The organism is Larsenimonas salina (assembly GCF_023736155.1).
GTDB lineage: Bacteria > Pseudomonadota > Gammaproteobacteria > Pseudomonadales > Halomonadaceae > Larsenimonas > Larsenimonas salina.
This window is the reverse complement of record NZ_JAMLJJ010000009.1, coordinates 11,402-32,951: the sequence shown is the minus strand read 5'-3', so window position 1 is coordinate 32,951 and position 21,550 is coordinate 11,402. Positions and strand designations below refer to the sequence as shown.

Annotated in this window: 17 protein-coding genes; 10 read left to right on the top strand and 7 right to left on the bottom strand. The window is 60.9% G+C overall.

All coding sequences use genetic code 11. The features are described 5' to 3' along the window. Positions 1-248 precede the first annotated feature (248 nt). The 7 genes from glyA (at position 249) to NAT23_RS13675 (ending at position 9,392) form a co-directional block, all read left to right on the top strand. Positions 249-1,556, top strand: coding sequence for a serine hydroxymethyltransferase (gene glyA, locus NAT23_RS13705; RefSeq protein ID WP_251929194.1), 1,308 nt, complete (start codon positions 249-251; stop codon positions 1,554-1,556). Between the two features lie 40 nt (positions 1,557-1,596). After that, positions 1,597-2,847, top strand: a complete 1,251-nt coding sequence (locus tag NAT23_RS13700) for a sarcosine oxidase subunit beta family protein (protein WP_251594511.1) — start codon at positions 1,597-1,599, stop codon at positions 2,845-2,847. A 12-nt stretch (positions 2,848-2,859) separates the two neighbouring features. Beyond that, the gene (locus NAT23_RS13695; protein ID WP_251594509.1) at positions 2,860-3,252 is read left to right on the top strand and encodes a sarcosine oxidase subunit delta; all 393 of its coding nucleotides are present in this window, start codon (positions 2,860-2,862) and stop codon (positions 3,250-3,252) included. Further along, complete coding sequence (locus tag NAT23_RS13690) at positions 3,249-6,296, top strand: sarcosine oxidase subunit alpha (protein WP_251929192.1); 3,048 nt, start codon at positions 3,249-3,251, stop codon at positions 6,294-6,296. The genes NAT23_RS13695 and NAT23_RS13690 overlap by 4 nt, the downstream gene beginning before the upstream one ends. Next, positions 6,289-6,927 (top strand): sarcosine oxidase subunit gamma, encoded by a 639-nt coding sequence (locus NAT23_RS13685; RefSeq protein WP_251929190.1) that lies wholly within the window; start codon positions 6,289-6,291, stop codon positions 6,925-6,927. The genes NAT23_RS13690 and NAT23_RS13685 overlap by 8 nt, the downstream gene beginning before the upstream one ends. A gap of 128 nt (positions 6,928-7,055) precedes the next feature. Then, on the top strand, positions 7,056-7,925 hold the full coding sequence (gene purU, locus NAT23_RS13680; protein ID WP_251929188.1) for a formyltetrahydrofolate deformylase: 870 nt from the start codon (positions 7,056-7,058) through the stop codon (positions 7,923-7,925). Positions 7,926-8,006: 81 nt separating this feature from the next. Further along, positions 8,007-9,392, top strand: a complete 1,386-nt coding sequence (locus NAT23_RS13675) for an L-serine ammonia-lyase (RefSeq protein WP_251929186.1) — start codon at positions 8,007-8,009, stop codon at positions 9,390-9,392. Positions 9,393-9,536: 144 nt separating this feature from the next. Here the strand turns inward: NAT23_RS13675 and argE are convergent, their stop codons facing one another. The 6 genes from argE to NAT23_RS13645 form a co-directional block, all read right to left on the bottom strand. Further along, positions 9,537-10,694, bottom strand: a complete 1,158-nt coding sequence (gene argE / locus NAT23_RS13670; RefSeq protein ID WP_251929184.1) for an acetylornithine deacetylase — start codon at positions 10,692-10,694, stop codon at positions 9,537-9,539. 185 nt (positions 10,695-10,879) lie between these two features. After that, positions 10,880-12,559 carry a cation acetate symporter gene (locus NAT23_RS13665; RefSeq protein WP_251929182.1) on the bottom strand — a complete coding sequence of 560 codons (1,680 nt, stop codon included), beginning with the start codon at positions 12,557-12,559 and terminating at the stop codon, positions 10,880-10,882. A 96-nt stretch (positions 12,560-12,655) separates the two neighbouring features. Then, positions 12,656-12,907, bottom strand: a complete 252-nt coding sequence (locus NAT23_RS13660; protein ID WP_433962203.1) for a DUF485 domain-containing protein — start codon at positions 12,905-12,907, stop codon at positions 12,656-12,658. A 187-nt stretch (positions 12,908-13,094) separates the two neighbouring features. Continuing rightward, positions 13,095-14,288 carry a nucleoside permease gene (locus tag NAT23_RS13655; protein ID WP_251929180.1) on the bottom strand — a complete coding sequence of 398 codons (1,194 nt, stop codon included), beginning with the start codon at positions 14,286-14,288 and terminating at the stop codon, positions 13,095-13,097. A gap of 47 nt (positions 14,289-14,335) precedes the next feature. Then, positions 14,336-15,415, bottom strand: a complete 1,080-nt coding sequence (locus NAT23_RS13650; RefSeq protein WP_251929178.1) for a sugar phosphate isomerase/epimerase family protein — start codon at positions 15,413-15,415, stop codon at positions 14,336-14,338. 4 nt (positions 15,416-15,419) lie between these two features. Then, positions 15,420-16,625: a Gfo/Idh/MocA family protein gene (locus NAT23_RS13645; RefSeq protein ID WP_251929177.1), complete on the bottom strand. Its 1,206-nt coding sequence runs from the start codon at positions 16,623-16,625 to the stop codon at positions 15,420-15,422. 248 nt (positions 16,626-16,873) lie between these two features. Here NAT23_RS13645 and NAT23_RS13640 point away from each other — a divergent pair, with 248 nt between their 5' ends. Then, on the top strand, positions 16,874-17,869 hold the full coding sequence (locus NAT23_RS13640; RefSeq protein ID WP_251929176.1) for a LacI family DNA-binding transcriptional regulator: 996 nt from the start codon (positions 16,874-16,876) through the stop codon (positions 17,867-17,869). A 66-nt stretch (positions 17,870-17,935) separates the two neighbouring features. Here NAT23_RS13640 and cysZ read toward each other — a convergent pair whose 3' ends face one another. Beyond that, the gene (gene cysZ, locus NAT23_RS13635; protein ID WP_251929175.1) at positions 17,936-18,688 is read right to left on the bottom strand and encodes a sulfate transporter CysZ; all 753 of its coding nucleotides are present in this window, start codon (positions 18,686-18,688) and stop codon (positions 17,936-17,938) included. Between the two features lie 133 nt (positions 18,689-18,821). Here cysZ and NAT23_RS13630 point away from each other — a divergent pair, with 133 nt between their 5' ends. After that, complete coding sequence (locus NAT23_RS13630; protein ID WP_251594434.1) at positions 18,822-19,601, top strand: DeoR/GlpR family DNA-binding transcription regulator; 780 nt, start codon at positions 18,822-18,824, stop codon at positions 19,599-19,601. Positions 19,602-19,637: 36 nt separating this feature from the next. After that, positions 19,638-21,476 carry a glutamine--fructose-6-phosphate transaminase (isomerizing) gene (gene glmS / locus NAT23_RS13625; RefSeq protein ID WP_251929174.1) on the top strand — a complete coding sequence of 613 codons (1,839 nt, stop codon included), beginning with the start codon at positions 19,638-19,640 and terminating at the stop codon, positions 21,474-21,476. Positions 21,477-21,550: the final 74 nt, after the last annotated feature.

Below are 21,550 nucleotides of genomic sequence, written 5' to 3'. Positions count from 1 at the left end.
CATGCACGACTAATGAATGACGCGCTTTGTTACCGAAAAATGACGCAAATTCAAAAAATTAGCGTCGTTCGCGATTTCTTACAAAAGAACTGACGCAAACGTTCAATCATTTGCCTCTCGATCCAGCCAATGATGGGCTCATCACGGACGCGCCATCCCACCGGAATCGGCGCCAGCCGACGCGCATTGTCCAAGTCCCGCCTGCAAGGCCGCTTGGGCCGAACAATCACAAGATGCCGGGTACTTCCATGAACCATGATGATCTGAACGTCTTTGATCCCTTGATCACGGCCGCCATCACCGAAGAGGTCGAGCGCCAGGAAGCGCACATCGAGCTGATCGCGTCCGAAAACTACACCAGTCGGGCGGTAATGCAGGCCCAGGGCTCACAGCTCACCAACAAGTACGCCGAAGGCTATCCGGGTCGTCGCTACTATGGCGGCTGCGAGTTCGTCGACAAGGCCGAGCAGCTGGCGATCGAGCGCGCCTGCGACCTGTTCGGGGCCGACTACGCCAACGTGCAACCGCACTCCGGTGCCCAGGCGAACGCGGCGGTCTTCATGGCGCTGGTCAAGCCCGGCGACACCGTGCTCGGCATGAGCCTTGCCCACGGTGGCCACCTGACCCACGGTGCGGCGCCGAACTTTTCCGGCAAGCACTACAACGCCATTCAATACGGCCTCGACCCAGAGACCGGCGAAATCGACTACGACGACGTCGAGCGCCTGGCCAACGAACACCAGCCCAAGCTGATCATCGCGGGCTTTTCTGCCTATTCGCGCGTGATCGACTGGCGCCGGTTCCGCTCCATTGCCGATAACGTCGGTGCGTGGCTGCTGGTCGACATGGCCCATGTGGCCGGTCTGGTCGCGGCGGATCTCTACCCGAGCCCGCTGCCCCACGCCCACGTCGTGACCACCACCACGCACAAGACTCTGCGCGGCCCGCGTGGCGGCATGATTCTTTCAGCCAACGGCGACGCCGACCTGTACAAGAAGCTCAATGCAGCCGTATTCCCCGGCCAGCAGGGCGGCCCCCTGATGCACGTCATCGCGGCCAAGGCCGTGGCGTTCAAGGAAGCGATGTGTCAGGACTTCGTCAACTATCAGCGTCAGGTACTGGCCAATGCTCAGGTCATGGCCGAGACCTTCATCGAGCGAGGCTTTGACGTGGTGTCCGGTGGCACCAACGATCACCTGTTCCTCGTGTCGCTGATCAAGCAGGGCATTACCGGCAAGGACGCCGACGCCGCGCTCGGTCGCGCGCACATCACGGTCAACAAGAACACCGTACCCAACGATCCGCAGAGCCCGTTCGTGACCTCCGGTCTTCGCATCGGCACACCGGCCATCACGACCCGCGGCATGGTCGAAGCCGACTGCGTGCAGCTTGCTGGCTGGATCTGCGACGTACTCGATGCGCTCGAACAGGGCGATGCCACCGAGGCGGTCGAAGCCGAGGTTCGCGACCAGGTCGCACGCCTCTGCGCTCGTTACCCCGTCTACGGGGACGCCAAAACTTCCGCGATGGCCGACGAAAACGCCACCGCCTTCTGATTGCCTGACAAGAACGGATCGGCGTTCTTTGGAGATAAACATGAAGCGTTATTCAGGATTCGGGCTCGTCAAGCATGCGATGAGCCACCATGAGAACTGGGAGCGTCAATGGCGCAACCCGACGCCCAAGAAGCAGTACGACGTCATCATCGTCGGCGGCGGCGGTCACGGGCTGGCGACGGCCTACTACCTGGCCAAGGAACACGGCATCACCAACGTGGCCGTGATCGAGAAAGGCTGGCTTGGCGGCGGTAACACCGCGCGTAACACGACCATCGTTCGTTCGAACTATCTGTGGGACGAAGCCGCAGCGATGTTCGAGCACTCGATGAAGCTGTGGGAAGGTCTGTCGCAGGACTTGAACTACAACGTCATGTTCTCGCAGCGTGGCGTACTCAACCTGGGTCACACCCTGCAGGACATGCGCGACATCCAGCGCCGCGTCAACGCCAACCGCTTGAACGGCGTCGACGGTGAAGTGCTCGACGCCAAGGGCGTGCAGGACATCGTTCCGATTCTCGACTGCTCCAAGAACGCACGTTACCCGGTCATGGGCGCCTCCTGGCAGCCACGTGGTGGTGTTGCGCGTCACGACGCCGTCGCCTGGGGCTTTGCCCGCGCAGCCGACGCCATGGGCGTTGACCTTCTGCAAAACACCGAAGTGACCGGCTTCAAGATCCGTGACGGCCGCGTCTATGGCGTGCACACCAACCGCGGTGACATCGAAGCCAAGACCGTAGGCTGCGTCGCGGCCGGTAACTCGGGCGTACTTGCCAAGATGGCCGGCTTCAAGCTGCCGCTCGAGTCGCACCCGCTGCAGGCCCTGGTCTCCGAGCCGCTCAAGCCGGTACTCGACACCGTGGTCATGTCCAACCACGTTCACGGCTACGTCAGCCAGTCGGACAAGGGTGACCTGGTCATCGGCGCCGGTATCGATGGCTACGTCGGCTACGGTCAGCGCGGCAGCTACACGACGGTCGAGCATACGCTTCAGGCCATCGTCGAGATGTTCCCGATCTTCTCGCGTGTCCGCATGAACCGTCAGTGGGGTGGTGTCGTCGACACCTGCCCGGACGCCAGCCCGATCATCTCGGCAACGCCGGTCAAGGGCATGTTCTTCAACTGCGGTTGGGGTACCGGTGGCTTCAAGGCCACGCCAGGTTCCGGTCATATCTTCGCGGCAACGCTTGCCAAGAACGAAGCCCACCCCATTGCCGCGCCATTTTCGATCGACCGTTTCAATACGGGCGCACTGGTGGACGAACACGGTGCCGCTGGCGTCGCTCACTGAGGAGATTGCAGCATGTTTCATATCTATTGCCCGTACTGCGACGAGTACCGCGAAGAAGAAGAGTTCCACCCGAGCGGTCAGGCGCACCTGCGCCGTCCGGCGGACCCGGCGAACAGCACCGACGACGAATGGGGCGGCTACCTGTTCTTCCGTGATAACGAGCGCGGCGTTCACCACGAGATGTGGCTGCACGCGGTCGGTTGCCGCAAGTTCTTCAACATGACGCGTAACTCCGCAACTTATGAAATCTACGAGACGTACAAGATGGGTGAGCGCCCGTCGGTTACCGCTGAAAACGTTGGGGACCTGAAACGTCAGTCCGGCGTCCAGGCTGAAACAAGCGGCTGGCAGACCGTTGGCGCACGTCCCGAGAGCGAATCACTGAACGAGGAGGAACAGGCATGACACAGGCTAATCGTCTTGCCAAGGGTGGACGCATCGACCGTAAGCGGCCGCTCACGTTCACCTACAACGGCACACGTTACACAGGCTTTGAAGGCGACACACTGGCCTCGGCCCTGCTCGCCAACGGCGTCGACATCGTCAACCGCAGTTTCAAGTACTCGCGTCCGCGTGGCGTCGTCGCCGCAGGTGCCGAAGAGCCCAATGCGCTGGTGCAGCTTGGTTCGACCGAGTCCACTCAGGTTCCGAACGTGCGTGCCACTCAGCAGGCGCTCTACGAAGGCCTCGTCGCCAAGAGCACCAACGGCTGGCCCAACGTTCAGCGCGACCTGATGGGCATGGTCGGCAAGATGGGCGGTGGGTTCATGCCGCCGGGCTTCTACTACAAGACCTTCATGGCCCCGGCCTCCATGTGGATGACGTACGAAAAGTACATCCGCAAGGGCGCCGGTCTCGGCCGCAGCCCGCGTGAAAACGACCCGGACACCTATGACCACCTGAACCAGCACTGCGACGTTCTGATCGTCGGTGCCGGCGCGGCAGGTCTGATGTCGGCGCTTTCCGCCGGTCGCAGTGGCGTGCGCGTCATTGTCTGCGACGAACAGGAAGAAATGGGCGGCGCCCTGCTCGACAGCCGCGAGCTGATCGACGGCAAGCCGGCCGCACGCTGGGTCGCCGAGGTGCTCGAGGAACTGACACAGCTCGACAACGTCGAACTGCTGCCGCGCACCACCGCCAACGGCCTGCACGATCACAACTTCGTGACCCTGCACGAGCGCCGCACCGAGCACGTCTGGGACCGCGCCACGCCGATCAACGGCCGCCCGCAGGTTCGCTCGCGCATGCACCGCGTTCGCGCCAAGCGCGTGATTCTGGCCTCCGGTACGCACGAGCGTCCGCTGGTTTATGCCAACAATGACGTTCCGGGCAACATGGTCGCCGGCGCTGTCTCGACCTACATCCGTCGCTACGGTGTAGTACCGGGCAACACGCTGGTCCTCACGACCACCAACGACCACGCCTATCGCGCCGCACTTGACTGGCACGAAGCCGGCCGCAAGGTCGCCGCCATCGTCGATGCGCGTAAATCGCCCGAAGGCAGCCTGATCGATCAGGCCCGTGACCTCGGCATCAAGATCATCACCGGCAGCGCCGTGATCGAAGGCAAGGGCACCAACCGCGTCTCTGGCGCATGCGTTGCCGAAATCGATCCGCAGGGCTTCAAGGTCACCGGCAAGGTTCAGGACATCGAGTGCGACACCATCGCAAGTTCCGGTGGCTACAGCCCGGTCGTGCACCTGTCCTCGCACACCGGTACCCGTCCGCAATGGCGTGACGACGTGCTTGGTTTCGTACCCGGCGAGGTTCGCGGTCTGACCTCTGCAGGCAGCGTTACCGGCACCTTCGATCTGAAAAGCGTGCTTGAAAACGCCGCCGCCGCCGCCGAACAGGCACTCAGCGATCTCGGCAGCCTCGACAGCAGCAAGAAGATCGAAGTACCGAAGGTCGACGCACTCAAGGAAGGCCCGAGCTGCGAGCTTTACCAGGTGCCACACACCAAGGACACGCTGCGCGCGCCCAAGCAGTTCGTCGACTTCCAGAACGACGTCACGGCCTCTGCCATCGACATCGCGACCCGTGAAGGCTTCGAGTCCATCGAGCACGTCAAGCGCTACACCGCGCTCGGCTTCGGCACTGACCAGGGCAAGCTCGGCAACATCAACGGCATGGCGATTGCCGCGCGCATTCTGAAGCGCAGCATCCCGGGAGTCGGCACCACCGTGTTCCGCCCGAACTACACGCCGGTCACCTTCGGCGCCATCGCCGGCCGTCACTGCCGTGAGCTGTTCGACCCCGAGCGTTACACCGCCATGCATCAGTGGCACGTCGAGCACGGCGCGGAATTCGAGGACGTCGGTCAGTGGAAGCGTCCGTGGTACTTCCCGAAAACCGTCAACGGCAAGAAGGAAACGATGCACGAGGCCGTGAACCGCGAATGCCTCGCGGTGCGCGAGAAAATCGGCATTCTGGACGCATCCACCCTCGGCAAGATCGACATCCAGGGTCCGGACGCGCGTGAATTCCTTAACCGCGTCTACACCAACAAGTGGGCCAAGCTCGCGCCGGGTCGCGTTCGTTACGGCCTGATGTGTAAAGACGACGGCATGCTGATGGACGACGGTACCACCAGCTGCCTCGGTGAGAACCACTTCCTGATGACCACCACCACTGGCGGCGCGGCGTCCGTGCTCGAGTGGCTGGAAGTATGGCATCAGACCGAATGGCCGGAACTCGACGTCTACTTCACCTCCGTAACCGATCACTGGGCCACCATGACCGTGACCGGCCCGGACGCGCGGAAGCTGATGGAAGAAGTGACCACCGATCTGGACCTCGACCGTGAGTCGTTCAAGTTCATGGATTGGAAGGAAGGCACCGTGGCCGGCGTACCGGCGCGCATCTTCCGAATCTCGTTCACCGGCGAGCTGGCCTACGAGATCAACATTCAAGCCAACTACGCCATGAAGGTCTGGCTTGAGCTGTTCGACAAGGGCGAGAAATACGGCCTGACCCCGTACGGCACCGAAACCATGCACGTACTGCGTGCCGAGAAGGGTCTGATCATCGCCGGTCAGGACACCGATGGTTCCGTCACGCCGGAAGACCTTGGTCTTCAATGGGCCGTGGGCTACGACAAGCCGTTCGAGTGGATTGGCAAGCGCGCTCTGACGCGTCCCGACACCTCGCGCAAGGACCGCAAGCAGTTCGTCGGCCTCAAGCCGAAGGACCCAAGCGTGGTGCTCGAGGAAGGCGCCCAGATCGTGTTCGACCCGAACCAGTCGATCCCGATGACCATGGTCGGCCACGTGACATCAAGCTACTACAGTGCGCACCTGAAGCACGGCATCGCACTCGCGGTCGTCAAGGGTGGTCACGAGCGCATGGGCCAGACCGTCTACATGCCGATGGTCGATGGCACGGTGCATGAAGCAGAAATCGTCAGCCCGGTATTTCTTGATCCCAAGTGGGAGCGTCAAAATGTCTAATATCAAAGAATTCGATTGCCGTCCGGTCAGTCAGGAAGGCGCCGAGTCGCCGATGGCATGGACACACCAGCACCATGAATCACGCCCCGCCGGGCAAAACCCCGGCGTGCGCATCGCCGAGAAGGCGTTTCTGGGTCACCTGATCCTGCGCGGCGGTGCCATCGTGCTCGACGAAGCCGTTCGTGACATTCTCGGTATCGCCCTGCCGGGCCGCCCGAACACGATGACCCAGAACGACGCCGGTACGCACTCGGTTCAGTGGCTTGGCCCGGACGAGTGGCTCGTGATCGTGCCCGGTGGTGAAGAGGCCGAGCTTGAGACCAAGCTTCGCAAGGCGCTCGGTGATGCGCACTTCAGCATCGTCAACGTCAGCGGCGGCCAGACCGTTCTGACGCTGTCCGGCGCCAACGTTCGGGAAGTGCTGATGAAGTCCGTGGTCTATGACGTGCATCCGTCCGCGTTCCCGGTCGGCAAGGGCGTAACTACGGTCTTCGCCAAGGCGACCACCATCATTCGGCGCCCGGCCGAGGATCACTGGGAACTGGTCGTGCGTCGTAGCTTCGCCGACTACACCTACCGCTGGCTGCTCGACGCAGCCGCCGAATACGGTGTGACGCAAGAGCGCGCCTGACCCTATAAAGGCCGGCCCGTCCGGGCCGGCCTTTTTTCCAGTTTCTTTTTTTAAACTCCCGAGTTCTCGGACACGGGGGACGCCGTACGTGCGTACACAGCGGCGTTTTGGCAAGGAGTGGAAGCGTCATGACGGCAAAAGCGTCTACCTGGATACTGTCAGCGCAGTGCGAAAGCCAGCTCGGTTCGGTCGATGTCGTGACCCGCTTTCTCAAGGAGCGACGCTGCTACATCACCGAAATCAGCTCGTTCGATGACCCGCGCGCCGGCCGGTTCTTCATTCGGGCGGCGTTTACCGCAGACGACACGGCAACCTTCGATCAGGCCGAGTTCGAAACGGCCTTTTCAGAGCGCGCCGCGCCCTTTGCCATGACGTTCGAACTGACGCCCGCCGACAAGCGGGTCAAGACATTGATCATGGTTTCCAAGGCCGATCACTGCCTGAATGACCTGCTCTATCGCCACCGCACCGGCCAGCTGCCGCTGGACATCAAGGGCATTGTCTCGAACCACCCAGACCTCGAGCCATTGGCCCAGTGGCACGGGCTGCCCTATTACCACTTCCCGGTCACGCCCGACACCAAGCGGGCGCAGGAAGCGCGCATCCGGGCCTTGATCGATGAGGTCGATGCCGAACTGGTGGTGCTTGCGCGCTACATGCAGGTGCTGTCGCCGGAGCTCTGCCACCGTCTAAGCGGCCGAGCCATCAACATTCATCACTCGTTGCTCCCCGGCTTCAGAGGCGCCAAGCCGTATCACCAAGCCTATGAAAAGGGCGTCAAGCTGGTGGGTGCCACCGCGCACTACATCAACGACGATCTGGATGAAGGTCCCATCATCGCCCAAGGGGTCGATGCCGTGGATCACGCTCACTACCCCGAGGACCTGGTGGTCAAGGGCCGCGACGTCGAGTGTCTGACGCTTGCGCGCGCCATTGGGTACCACATCGAACGGCGTGTGTTCCTGCACGCCGGACGGACCGTGATTTTAAAACACTGACGGCGCAGACGCGCCGCTCTCCGCTCATTCGGCCCGTTACCTACGCGGTAGCGGGTGATAACAAGACAGGAGCAGGTTTCAATGCCAATCAGCGTATTCGAACTGTTCAAGATCGGTGTCGGGCCCTCGAGTTCTCATACCGTTGGTCCGATGCAAGCGGCCTTCGACTATCAAAAGACCCTGCGGGAGAAGCACCTGCTGCAGGACGTCCACCGCGTCGAAGCGAAGCTCTTCGGCTCGCTTTCCTCGACCGGCATAGGTCACGGCACCGATAACGCCGTGATCATGGGCCTGATGGGCGAGCGCCCCGACAGCATCGATCCGGACATCATCAATCCGTCCATCGCCGCGCTCAAGGCCGATGGCCAGCTGCAGCTCGGTCGTGAGACCACGGCCGAGTTCGTATGGGAGCGGGACATGCAGTTCTTCGATGACCCGATGCCCTACCACCCAAATGCAATGTCGCTGCACGCCTACGGCGCGAACGGCGACCTGCTGTACGAAAACACGTATTACTCGATCGGCGGTGGCTTCATCATCGACGAAGCTCAGGCCCAGGCCGGTGACACACCGCTCGATACCGACGTGACACTGCCCTACAACTTCGACACCGCCGTCGAACTGCTGGATCTTTGCAAGACGCACAACATGCGCATCAGCGAGCTGATGATGGCCAACGAGCTGGTCTGGCGCAGCGAAGAAGAAGTGCGCAGCAAGCTCTGGACCATCTGGGGCGCCATGTGCGACTGCATTCAGAACGGCCTAACCAACGAAGGCATTCTGCCGGGCGGGCTTAACGTGCGCCGACGCGCCCGCACCCTGCACCAGCGGCTTGAAAAGGCGGAAAACGATCCGTGCCTGATCGCCTCCACCTTCTCGGCGATGGAGTGGGTCAACATCTTCGCCCTCGCCGTCAATGAAGAAAACGCCGCGGGCGGGCGCATGGTCACCGCGCCCACCAACGGCGCGGCCGGCATCATCCCGGCGGTACTGCACTACTACATGAAGTTCCAGCAGGGCGCGAGCGAGCGTGATGCGGTCGACTTCCTGCTCGCCGCCGGCGCGATCGGCGTACTGTGCAAGAAAAACGCCTCCATCTCCGGCGCCGAAGTCGGCTGCCAGGGTGAAGTCGGTTCGGCCTGCGCCATGGCTGCGGCCGGGCTTGCCGAAGTGATGGGCGGCACGCCCGAGCAGGTCGAGAACGCCGCGGAAATCGGCCTCGAGCACAACCTTGGCCTGACCTGCGACCCGGTCGGTGGTCTGGTGCAGGTGCCCTGCATCGAGCGCAACGCCATCGCGACCGTCAAGGCGATCAACGCCGCTCAGCTGGCGCTTCGTGGCGACGGCCAGCACTTCATCTCGCTCGACAAGGTTATCCGCACCATGCGCGATACCGGCCGCGACATGCAGGACAAGTACAAGGAAACGTCCAAGGGCGGTCTGGCGGTCAACGCCGTCGAGTGCTGAGCCAAACCTTGCGTATCAACGAAACGGCCACCCCATCCGGGGTGGCCGTTTTTTTATGCCTGATGTTTATCGCCTCTATGTCTATCACCTCTATGTCTATCACCTTTATGCTTATCACCTCCGAAGGCGCTCACGGCGTACTCGTCATGCAGGCGTCTCGGTCAGGTGCGGGCCAAGACGGCGTATGAAGTCAGCGCCGAGTGCCAGCTGCTCGCAGGCAATGTACTCATCGGGCTGGTGCGCCTGTGTGATGCTGCCGGGCCCGCAGATAATCGCCTCGATGCCGGCGTTCTGAAACTGGCCGGCTTCGGTTGCATAGGCCACCGCGTCGAGTGGCGTCTTGCCAAGGAGTGCATCGCACAGCGCGATCGCCCGCAGGTTCTCGCTGCCGGCAAGCCCCGGCACGGTGTGCGTCAGAAACTCGGTGGTAATCGCTGCGCGCGCGTCACGCGCCTTGAGCGTCGACTCGAGCGACTCGCTGTAGGCGCGCACGTGTTCGAACACGGCCTCGAACGTTTCTTCCGGCAGGTGGCGAATTTCCCAGTCAAAGCTGCACTCGCGCGCCATGATGTTGATCGCGGTGCCGCCCTGAATCTTGCCGACGTGCAGGCTCGAGTGCGCCACATTGAACGCCTCGTTGCAGCAGCCGGCCGCCTGACGCTCTACCATGATGTCCTCGATCTTCGCAACCAGCCGCGCCGCAACGTGAATCGCGGAGATGCCCTGATCGACCTGGCTCGAGTGCGCCTCGACCCCGGTCACCGTGGTTCGAAGCGAGGTAATGCCCTTTTGCTGCGTCACCGGGCGCATCATCGTCGGCTCGCCGACAATCACCGCGGCCGGGCGCGGGCACTCGGCGACCAGACGCTCGATCATCCGAGGGGCACCGACACAGCCGACTTCCTCGTCATAGGAAAACGCCAGCCAGATCGGCCGGGCCAGATCAAGCGTCACCCACGTTGGCACCTCGGCCAGCGCGCAGGCGATAAAGCCTTTCATGTCACAACTGCCGCGCCCGTAGAGCTTGCCGTCACGCTCGGTCAGCGTGAACGGCTCGCTCGACCACGGCTGGCCATCGACCGGCACCACGTCGGTGTGGCCGGACAGCACCACCCCGCCCTCGACGTTCGGCCCGATGCGGGCCAGGAGATTGGCCTTGGTGCCGTCATCGCTTTCGATGCGCTGGCTGGTCACCCCAAACGCATTCAGATAACGCTCGATGTACTCGATCAGCTCGAGATTGGAATGGCGCGAGACGGTGTCAAAGCTCACCAGTTCGGCCAATAGGTCCTGCGGAGTCATGGGCGCTCCCCTCGGCGTCTCGCCGGGTCGTGAATCGTGAATCGTGAATCGTGAATGTGAATCGTGGATTGGTGCGGTTCAGTCCTGTCACCCTATAACCCCCGGGCAGGGGGCGCCACTCACGCACGGCGCGCGCCCAAAAAAAAGCGCCCCCGAAGGGGCGCCGCCACTGGCCTTGAAACGACTCAGTGATCGACCGCGCCGTGGGCGCCAAGCCCGGTCTGGGAGCGAACGAACTGAGCGTCGAACGCCTCACGCTCAAGCCGCGCCCGCTCCGAGTTATCAGTGATCGAGAACAGCCAGATACCGATGAACGCGACCGCCATCGAGAAGAGCGCCGGGTACTTGTAGGGGTAGATCGCGTTTTCATAGCCGAACACCTGCACCCACACCGTTGGCCCAAGAATCACCAGCGCGATCGCGGTCAGAAGCCCCAGCCCGCCACCGATCACCGCCCCGCGGGTCGTGAGCCGCTTCCAGTACATCGACAGCAGCAGCACCGGGAAGTTACAGCTCGCCGCGATCGAGAACGCAAGCCCCACCATGAAGGCGACATTCTGGGTTTCGAACGCAATCCCCAGAACGATCGACACCACCCCAAGCACCAGCACGGTGATCTTGGAGATCCGCACTTCTTTCGCTTCATCGGCGTTATCATTTTTGAGGACGCCCGCGTAGAGGTCATGCGAGATGGCCGATGCCCCGGCAAGCGCAAGCCCCGCCACCACCGCCAGAATGGTCGCGAAGGCCACTGCGGAAATGAAGCCCAAGAACAGGCTGCCGCCGACCGCCTCGGCCAGATGCACCGCCACCATGTTGGTGCCGCCGATGATCGCCCCGGTGTCGTCCATGAAGGTCGGGTTGGTGCTGACCAGAATGATCGCGCCGAAGCCGATGATGAAGGTCAGAATGTAGAAGTAGCCGATGAAACCGGTCGCCACGAACACGCTCTTGCGCGCCTCCTTGGCGTCACTCACGGTGAAAAAGCGCATCAGAATGTGCGGAAGCCCGGCGGTGCCGAACATCAAGGCAAGGCCCAGCGAAATCGCCGAAATCGGGTCATCCACAAGCCCGCCCGGACTCATGATCGCCGCGCCGTTGTCGTGTACATCGACCGCCTGCTGGAACAGGCCCTCGAGGCTGAAGTCCACGTGCGCCAGCACCATCAACGCCATGAAGGTCGCGCCGAACAGCAAAATCGCGGCCTTGATCATCTGAACCCAGGTGGTCGCCAGCATGCCGCCGAACAGCACGTAGCACACCATCAGCACGCCCACCGCGACCACCGCGATCACGTAATCGAGCCCGAACAGCAGCTGAATCAGCTTGCCCGCCCCGACCACCTGCGCAATCAGATAAAGCGCCACCACCGCAAGCGAGCCAAACGCCGAGAGCGTCCGCACGGGGCGCTTGCCGAGGCGAAACGAGGCCACATCGGCAAAGGTATAGCGGCCCAGATTACGCAGTCGCTCGGCGATCAGGAACATGATGATCGGCCAGCCGACCAGAAAGCCCATCGAGTAGATCAACCCATCGTAACCCGAGGTGAACACCAGCGCGGAGATGCCCAGAAAGGACGCCGCCGACATGAAATCGCCCGAAATCGCCAGCCCGTTCTGAAAGCCGGTGATCTTGCCGCCAGCGGCGTAATAATCCGACGCGGTGCGGTTCTGTTTCGATGCCCACCACGTAATCACAAGCGTTGCCGCCACGAACACCAAAAACAGCACGATGGCCGAGACATTGATGCTGCGCTTCTCGACCGACCCGGTGATGGCGTCGGCAAACACGATCTGCGGTGTCAGTACCAGCGCGCCGACCACCACCAGCCACAGAGCCCATAAAAGACGTTGTCGATTAATCACGCTGCCCACCCCCGATGCGCTGCTTCTTGACGTCGTCCAGAATCTCGGCGGTCAGCCGGTCAAACTCCCCATTGGCGCGGCGCACGTATATGCCGGTCAGCACACGATCGCCACCACGATCAGGCCAAGCCCGATCGGGATACCGAGGGTGATGACCGTCCCGCTTCCGAGCGGCATGCCAAGTACCCCCGGTGCAAAGGCGATCAACAGGATGAAGGTGAAGTACAGCGCCATCATGATCAGCGACAGTCGCGTCGCGAAGCGCCCGCGGCGCTCAACCAGGGTTTGAAAGGTCGGGTTGCGTTGAATCGCCTGCCAGGGGCTGGCGTCGTCGGTCGGTCTTGCCATGAGCTGCTCCCATCGAAGAATCCTATCGGTCAGGGCCATGTTTTATCCGTCTTATCTATGACCCCGCCTATAATCGATAGCGCATTTGTCTGACAAAGCGCAGCACACTTTGGTCTCTATTCGACCAAAGGCGAGTAAATAACTTGCACTACGCCCGCCCCCAAAGACCCAACGTTAATAAACGCCGCTACTGCTTGTTTCGAAACGAAAGCAGAAACAGTACGAGCACGCCGAGTGCGAAGCATGCAGGAAACAACCAGATGCCTTGCCAGTCATGGCCATCCGCCGCCACGAACCGCTCGGTGACCTGGCCGGCCACCCAAAAGCCGATCAGCATGCCCACGCCGTAGGTTGCAAGCGTGATCATGCCCTGGGCTGCACTCTTGAAACGCTCACCGGCCCGCTTGTCGGTATAGATCTGCCCCGAGACGAAGAAGAAGTCGTAGCACACCCCGTGCAGGGCAATCCCGATCAGTAGCAAGATGACCCCGTCGTCGGCGTTGCCGAACGCGAACAGCACATACCGTACGACCCAGGCCAGCATGCCGATCAACAGCGTGATCTTGATGCCAAAACGCTGAATGAATACCGGCAAAAGCAGCATGAACAACACTTCCGAGATCTGACCCAGCGTCATCTTGCCCGTCGGATTTTCGACCCCGATTTCAGCCAGAAACGGATTGGCGTTCTGGTAATAAAACGCAAGCGGTATACAGATCAAAATCGAGGCCATGAAAAACACCGCGTAGTTTCGATCCTTGAGCAACGTCAGCGCATCGAGCCCGAGCACCTCTCGAAGCCCACCACCGCCAGCCACCGGGGGTGTCGCTGGCAGGGTGAAGCTATACAAGCCGAGCGCAAGGGAGGCGATGGCACACATCAGAAAGGTGTAGCGCAGAAGACCCGCCTCGATGGCGGCCGTGGAATCCCATGAAAATACGAAGCTGATCATCAGACCTGCCACGATCCAGCCAATCGTGCCCCATACGCGAATACGCGCGAACTCGCGGCCCGGGTCTTCCATCTGCCGAAACGATACCGAATTGACCAACGCAAGCGTTGGCATATAGAGCACCATGTAGGCAAGCACGAGCGGGTAAAACGTCGAGAAGTCGGTCGATGTGTATAGGCCGAACATCAAGGCGGCGCCGGCCAGATGAAGCACGCCGAGAATGCGTTCGGCATTGAAGTAGCGGTCGGCAATCAATCCGATGATAAAGGGAGCAATGATTGCGCCCCAGGATTGGGTCGAAAACGCCATGCCAATCTCACCGCCGGTGGCCTCGAGATTGTTGGCCATGAAGGTCCCGAGCGTGACGAACCAGCCGCCCCAGATAAAGAACTGCAGAAACATCATGATGCCGAGCCTGGATCGAATCATGCCGTAGCCTCTCTGTTGTAGTGTTGGTCAAGGGGCGAACGCCCAGGTCAGTTGGCAGCGTCCAGCCCGAGCAGCCGCCGGTTACGCGCAGGACTGCTTTCTCCGCCTGCGAAATCATCGAACGCCTTCTCGGCGCGCTGAATCAGGTGGGATTTGATGAAGTCCGCGCCTTCGACCGCCCCTTGCGTGGCCTCTTTCAGACAGCATTCCCACTCGAGCACCGCCCAGCCGTCATAGCCGTACTGGGTCAGCTTGCTGAAAATGGTCTTGAAATCGATCTGACCGTCGCCAAGCGAGCGAAATCGGCCCGGACGGTCGATCCAGTCCTGATACCCGCCATAGACGCCGCTTCGAGCATCAGGCCGGAATTCAGCGTCCTTGACGTGAAACATGCCGATGCGGTCGTGATAGCGGTCGATAAATCCGAGGTAGTCGAGCTGCTGAAGCAGCAGATGGCTCGGGTCGTACAGGATCTTGGCTCGAGGGTGGTGATCGACGCCGTCCAGAAACCGCTCAAGCGTTGCGCCATCGTGCAGATCTTCACCGGGGTGCAGCTCGAAACAAAGATCCACACCGGCCTCATCGAAGCGATCCAGAATCGGCCGCCATCGTTTTGTCAGTTCGGCAAACCCCTCTTCCACCAGTCCGGGTGGGCGCTGAGGCCACGGGTAAAGAAAGGGCCAAAGCAGCGCACCGGAAAACGCCGCCGCCGAGGTCAGTCCCAGCCGCTCGCTTGCACGGGCGACCAGGTGCATCTGTTCGACCGCCCATTCGGTCCGTGCCTTGGGGTTCCCCTGAAGCGCCTTGGGGGCAAAGGTATCGAACAGCTCATTGCAGGCCGGATGAACTGCGACCAGCTGACCCTGTATGTGAGCCGACAGCTCGGTGATCTCGACGCCCGCGGCCTCACAGGTGCCCTTGAGTTCGTCGCAGTACGTCTGGCTTTCGGCGGCAAGTGTCAGATCCATACAGCGCGCATCTCCGCTTGGAATCTGAACGCCGCGGTAGCCTTTCTCTGCCGCCCACTCGGTCAGGGTGTCCAACCGATCAAACGGGGCAGCCTCATCCAAAAACTGGGCCAGAAAGAGACCCGGCCCGCGCATGCCTTGAGACGTTTCCTGTGTCATGACGTTATTCTCCCTGGGTCGCTTGGCGACGCTGAGCCTCGAGGTACGCGTCTGTATCGGTTACCGATGTCCATTTTTCACTGCTTCGCTGACTGGCGGTGACGGCCTCGATGAACGCCATGCCGCGAAGGCCTGACGAAAGCGTTGGCACGCCCTCGGCGTCGTGTGTTTTTTGAGCACGGATGGCGTGTACGAAATCGCTGTAGAGGTTGGCCAAGGCCTCCAGATACCCTTCCGGATGCCCGCCCGGTAGACGAAAGCGACGCTTGGCCTCATCGCACAGACCGGGTTGGTCGATGCCGCCTCTAAAAATCTGCATCGGCGCCTGTGCACGGCGATGAATCAAACTATTGGGCGCCATCTGGCGCCACTCGAGACTGCCGGCCTCGCCGTAGACTCTCAGACGCAGGCCATTCTCTTCACCGGTACAGACCTGGCTCACGGTCAATGTCCCGCTGGCCCCTTCTGCGGTTTTGAACAACACATCGCCGTCGTCATCGAGTTGGCGCCCCTCGGCGTGAATGCCGAGCGAGGCGCACAGGGCATCGATGCGATGCCCAGAGACAAACTCGGCCAGCCCGAACGCATGGGTGCCGATGTCTGCCATGCATCCGCTTGCCCCGGAAAATGCAGGATCAGTCCGCCAGGCGGCCTGCTTGTTGCCCTGCGCCTCGGGCTGATCGGCAAGCCACCCCTGCGGGTACTCGACATGAATCTTTCGAAGCGCCCCGAGTTCATTGCGCGCAACCATATCCCTGGCCTGCCACACCATCGGATAGCCCAGATAGGTGTGCGACAGACCATACAAACGCCCACTGTCGGCAAGGGCTTGTGGCAAGGCCTGAGTCTGCTCAAGTGATAGGCCCGCCGGTTTTTCCGACATCACATGAAACCCGGCCTCGAGTGCAGCAACCGCCATGGGCACATGCAGATGATTCGGAGTCACGATCGCGACCATCTGCATACGCTGATCTTCCGGAAGGTGGCGCTCGGCCTCCAGAAGCGCACGCCAATCGGTGTGTACTCGCTCAGGAGAAAGCCCACACAAGGCGCCGGTACGGCGATTGTTATCGTCGGTTCGGCTGAAACTGCCACTGACCAGCTCAATGTGCCCATCTAGCGCCGCGGCCAGTCGATGCACCTTGCCGATGAAAGCGCCGTCACCGCCACCAATCATTCCCATGCGAACAGGCACCAAGGGTTGCGCCATATCATTGTTCTCCGTTGAGCTCAATCGGGGCGTGCGGGTTTGAGTCCGGCCCCTTAAAATGAAATTGTAACCGGTTACAATGCGGTAGAATTTAGGTTTTCAACAGCAAACTGGTCAATCAGACCAAAGTTGACGCTTCAGGCGTCGGCGTGGAATCTATGAGCCTCACCCTGAAATCCGTTAAGCTTGTCCTGAACGGAAATCAATGGCTCGCACGTGGGGAAATGCAGTGAACGCAGGCGGCTTTCATGTCTAATATTCGCAAGGTAGCCGAGCTTGCCGGGGTCTCGGTCGCGACGGTGTCACGGAGTCTGGCTACACCCGAGATGGTCTCACCCAAAACGCGTGCCAAGGTGCTCGATGCGGTCGAACGCGCGGGGTACAGACCCAATCAGATGGCCGTCAAGTTTCGCTCACAGCGCACCCATAACCTGGTCGTGCTGGTGCCAACAATTGCCAATACATTCTATGCCCGCGTCATCAGCGGCATTCAGGAAACGGCGCGAAAGGCCGGATACAGCGTGCTGCTGTGCAATACCCAAGGGCAGGATGAGATTGAGCGCGACTATGCAAGGCTTGTGTCGTCGCGACAGGCGGATGGGATAATCCAGCTACGCGCGTTCAATCCGTTTTCAGGCGACGGCCCCACCCCTCCCATGGTCAACGCCTGTGAGCTTTTGGATAACGCCCCGTGCCCGACCGTTGGCATCGATAACCGTGGCGCCACCTACGAGCTGACACGGCATCTTATCGAGCTGGGCCATCGCCGTATCGCGATGATCCAGGGCCCCGGCCAGAGCCCTCTGACTCGAGAACGAAATGCAGGCTATCAAGAGGCGCTCGAGGCCGCAGGACTCGAGGCCGACCCCGACCTGTTTCTGCCCGGCAACTTCACCCCGCGCTCCGGGTTCGAGGCCGCCAGGCACCTGGTCGATCATGCAAACCGCCCAACAGCGGTCGTCTGCGAAAGCGATGAAATGGCGATTGGCGCCGTTCAGTATTTCAAGGAAGCCGGGCTTCGCGTACCGGGGGACATCTCGGTCGCGGGATTCGATGACATCGAGTTTGCCTCATTCATCGACCCGCCGCTTACCACCATCTCGCAACCGGCCGAACGGTTCGGCCAGGAAGCCGTTGCCCGGCTGATTGAGGTCATCGAAGGCAAGAGAGACGTAACGCCTCATCAAACGCTTCCCCATCGGCTGGTAATTCGGCGCAGCACCGCCGCTGCGCCGACCCGGTAATCATTCCAGTATCGCCTTGGAAAGGGGCTGGCCACGGTGCGGCGGTAGCCCCTAATCAAAGCCTGATCATCGCGCGCTCTTTTGTACCGACTTGGCATCGTGAGGAAGCAGCGCGCAGTAATGCCGGTTCCACATCATGACCGCAGCGGCGACCGCCGCCGGCATCATCAAAAGATTCACCAACGGAATCATGAGCCCAAGTGTGACGACGCCACCAAACGTCAGGGATTGCCACCATTTCGTTCGAAGGCGGCCGCGCATGTCGGTAAAGCTGACGCGATGAAGGTCCATCGGGTAATCCAGATATTGAATCGCCATGCTCCAGGCCGAAAAGAGTGCCCATAGAAAGGGGGCTGCCACATTGATGACGGGGATGAACCCAATCACGATCAGAACTGCCACGCGAGGCAGGAAGTACCCAAGCTTCTTGAGTTCTCGCCCAAGGCTATCGAGAGCCTGGCGCGTTAGGCTTCTCGAGTCATTGATCGGGCGCCCCGTCAGTTCTTCATCCAGACGCTCGGCAAGAAAGCCGTAAAAGGGCGCCGCGATCAACGTGGCAAACAGGTTGAAGGTATAGAACGCGACGATCAGCAGCGAGACCACCACCAACGGCCAGATCAACCACTCAAGCCATGAAAGCCACGCTGGCACCTGCGCCATCCAGTAGTCCATCCAACCGCCGAACTGGGTAAAGAGCCAGCCAATCAGCAGGCTGTACACCACCAGATTAAGCAGCAGTGGCACCACAACGTAGCGCCGACATCCGGGCTTCAGCACCATCCGAAGCCCTTTTTCCAACATGCCTACCGATTCAAGCATAGCGTTGCCTTCCTTTTATCGGGATCTGATACGACCAGGCCTTTGTGCCTATTGTCGCATTTACAAAATCGAGCGTTGAATTTTTCTTTCGAAGTAATCATTATTACTTTCATCTCAAAACAAGGCAGTCATCGTGACGGAAGTGCTAGCCAAGCGAAACACCCCGCAACGCCGACGCAGTATCGTGGAGTTCGTCAACGCCCAGCAAGAAGCGAGCGTCGATGAACTCGCGCGCCGTTTTCATACCTCAGAGGTCACTATCCGCAAGGATCTGGCGGCGCTCGAGAAAAACGGCCTGCTGCTCAGACGCTACGGTGGCGCGATTCCCCTGCCGTCTGAACTGGCCGAACAGCCGCCTCGACTTTCAAAGCAGAAGCAGGCCATTGCGCGTGCCGCAGCGGCAACCATCAAGGATCATAACCGCCTTATCATCGACAGTGGGAGTACGACAGCGGCGCTGATTCCGCTGCTCGAACCCCTGATGGGCCTGGTCGTCATGACGAACTCACTCTCGATCGCCCACCAGCTTCGCGGGCTCGAGCGCGAACCGACGCTTCTGATGACCGGCGGTACCTGGGATCCGCACTCGGAATCGTTTCAGGGTCAGGTCGCCGAAGGCGTGCTCAAGGCCTACGATTTCGATCAGCTCTTTATCGGGGCAGACGGCATCGATGTCGAACGGGGTACCACCACGTTCAACGAGCTGCTGGGGTTATCTCAGGTCATGGCGGAAACCGCACGCGAGGTGGTGGTGATGGCGGAATCCGACAAGGTCGGTCGGCGCATGCACAATCTCGAACTGCCCTGGTCCTGCATTGATGTCTTCATCACCGATGACGGGCTCAGTGACGGCCATCTAGAATCCATTGCAACACACGGTGTTCGAGTCATTCGTGCGTCCACCACGCACTGAACCGCATCGTGTCCATCAAGAACAAGGAGTGTACTTATGTGTGGCATCGTTGGCGCCATGGCTCAACGCCAGGTTCAAAACATCCTGCTGGAAGGCCTCAAGCGACTGGAATATCGGGGCTATGATTCCGCCGGTATGGCGATTCTCGACGATCAGGCCACGCTGAATCGCACCCGTGCGATGGGCAAGGTCGCCGCGCTCGAAGACAAGCTTCTGGAAAGCGCCCTGTCCGGTCACGCCGGCATCGCGCACACCCGTTGGGCCACCCACGGCCGGCCGTCCGAGCACAACGCGCACCCGCATCAGTCCGGCGACAAGCTGGCCGTAGTGCACAATGGCATTATCGAAAACTTCGAAGCCATCAAGGAGTCGCTCGAAGGCGAAGGCTACGTTTTCACGTCAGAGACCGACACCGAAGTCATCGCCCACCTGCTGGCCCGTGAGTTCGATAAAACCGGCGATCTGCTCGAAGCAGTTCAAAACATTGTCAGTGGCCTTGATGGCGCCTATGCGCTCGGCGTCATTCACGCCGACCAGCCCGACACCCTGATCGGCGCTCGCAAGGGCAGCCCGCTGGTCGTGGGCGTCGGTATCGAGGAAGCCTTCCTGGCCTCCGACCCGCTGGCACTGCTGCAAGTCACCGACCGCTTCATCTATCTGCAGGAAGGCGATGTGGTTCGCCTGCGTCATCAGGGCAATATTCAGGTCTTCGATCACGCCGGTGAGCAGGTATCCCGTGAAATCACCAAGTTCGAGCACGGTGACGGCGCGGCTTCGAAAGGCAACTATCGCCACTTCATGCTGAAAGAGATTCACGAGCAGGCAAGCGTCATCGCCGCCACGCTTGAAGGCCGTCTCAGCGATCACCACGTGTTTCCGCGCTGCTTTGGCGCCGACGCCGATGACATGCTGTCTCACGTAAAGAACATCCAGATCGTCGCCTGCGGCACCAGCTATCATGCGGGGCTCGTCGCACGTTACTGGATCGAGAAACTGGCCGGCATCCCGACTCAGGTCGAAGTAGCCTCGGAATACCGCTACCGCGAGGTGGTCGTGCCCGAAGGCACGCTGTTCGTGACCCTGTCTCAATCCGGTGAAACCGCCGATACACTCGCCGCATTGCGCTACGCCGCCAGCAAGGGCGGGTATCTGGCAAGCCTTGCCATCTGTAACGTTCCGGGCAGCTCGCTGGTGCGGGAATCCGATTTGTGCCTGATGACCCATGCCGGCCCTGAAATCGGTGTGGCTTCGACCAAGGCCTTCACCTCGCAGCTCATCTCCATGATGCTTTTGACGCTGGCACTTCGAAACGTCAAGCAAGGCGATGACGACATTCAGGCCGACATCGTCAAGGCGCTCCGCGCCCTGCCGGGTCTGTTCGAAAAAGGCCTTGCGATGGATGGGGCGATCGAGAAGCTGTCCGCGGCGTTTGCCGAGAAGCATCACGCCCTGTTCCTTGGCCGTGGCCCGATGTTCCCGATCGCGCTTGAAGGTGCGCTGAAGCTCAAGGAAATTTCCTACATCCACGCTGAAGCATACCCGGCAGGCGAGCTGAAACATGGCCCGCTGGCCCTGGTCGATGCCGATATGCCGGTCATCGCGGTGGCGCCGAACGATGAGCTGCTCGAAAAGCTCAAATCGAACCTGCAGGAAGTTCGCGCCCGTGGTGGCGAGCTGTTCGTGTTCGCCGACGAGCACGTAAGCTTCAAGGAAGACGATCACGTGCACGTGATGCGCCTGCCGGCGGTCGATGAACACGTCGCGCCGCTTCTGTACACGCTGCCGCTGCAGCTGCTGTCCTATCATGTGGCCGTGTTGAAAGGCACCGATGTGGACCAGCCCCGTAACCTCGCCAAGAGCGTTACGGTCGAGTAAGTCCCCCAGGCTTAGCCTTTAAAGCCTCGGCGCCGCACTCTGCGGCGCCGAGGCTTTATACTTGGTGCGATCCT

Excerpts from the sequence above, each read along its gene's own strand:
- glyA (WP_251929194.1), top strand. The coding sequence starts at position 249 with ATGAACCATGATGATCTGAACGTCTTTGATCCCTTGATCACGGCCGCC.
- NAT23_RS13700 (WP_251594511.1), top strand. The coding sequence starts at position 1,597 with ATGAAGCGTTATTCAGGATTCGGGCTCGTCAAGCATGCGATGAGCCAC.
- NAT23_RS13695 (WP_251594509.1), top strand. The coding sequence starts at position 2,860 with ATGTTTCATATCTATTGCCCGTACTGCGACGAGTACCGCGAAGAAGAA.
- NAT23_RS13690 (WP_251929192.1), top strand. The coding sequence starts at position 3,249 with ATGACACAGGCTAATCGTCTTGCCAAGGGTGGACGCATCGACCGTAAG.
- NAT23_RS13685 (WP_251929190.1), top strand. The coding sequence starts at position 6,289 with ATGTCTAATATCAAAGAATTCGATTGCCGTCCGGTCAGTCAGGAAGGC.
- purU (WP_251929188.1), top strand. The coding sequence starts at position 7,056 with ATGACGGCAAAAGCGTCTACCTGGATACTGTCAGCGCAGTGCGAAAGC.
- NAT23_RS13675 (WP_251929186.1), top strand. The coding sequence starts at position 8,007 with ATGCCAATCAGCGTATTCGAACTGTTCAAGATCGGTGTCGGGCCCTCG.
- argE (WP_251929184.1), bottom strand. The coding sequence starts at position 10,694 with ATGACTCCGCAGGACCTATTGGCCGAACTGGTGAGCTTTGACACCGTC.
- NAT23_RS13660 (WP_433962203.1), bottom strand. The coding sequence starts at position 12,907 with ATGGCAAGACCGACCGACGACGCCAGCCCCTGGCAGGCGATTCAACGC.
- NAT23_RS13655 (WP_251929180.1), bottom strand. The coding sequence starts at position 14,288 with ATGATTCGATCCAGGCTCGGCATCATGATGTTTCTGCAGTTCTTTATC.
- NAT23_RS13650 (WP_251929178.1), bottom strand. The coding sequence starts at position 15,415 with ATGACACAGGAAACGTCTCAAGGCATGCGCGGGCCGGGTCTCTTTCTG.
- NAT23_RS13645 (WP_251929177.1), bottom strand. The coding sequence starts at position 16,625 with ATGGCGCAACCCTTGGTGCCTGTTCGCATGGGAATGATTGGTGGCGGT.
- NAT23_RS13640 (WP_251929176.1), top strand. The coding sequence starts at position 16,874 with ATGTCTAATATTCGCAAGGTAGCCGAGCTTGCCGGGGTCTCGGTCGCG.
- cysZ (WP_251929175.1), bottom strand. The coding sequence starts at position 18,688 with ATGCTTGAATCGGTAGGCATGTTGGAAAAAGGGCTTCGGATGGTGCTG.
- glmS (WP_251929174.1), top strand. The coding sequence starts at position 19,638 with ATGTGTGGCATCGTTGGCGCCATGGCTCAACGCCAGGTTCAAAACATC.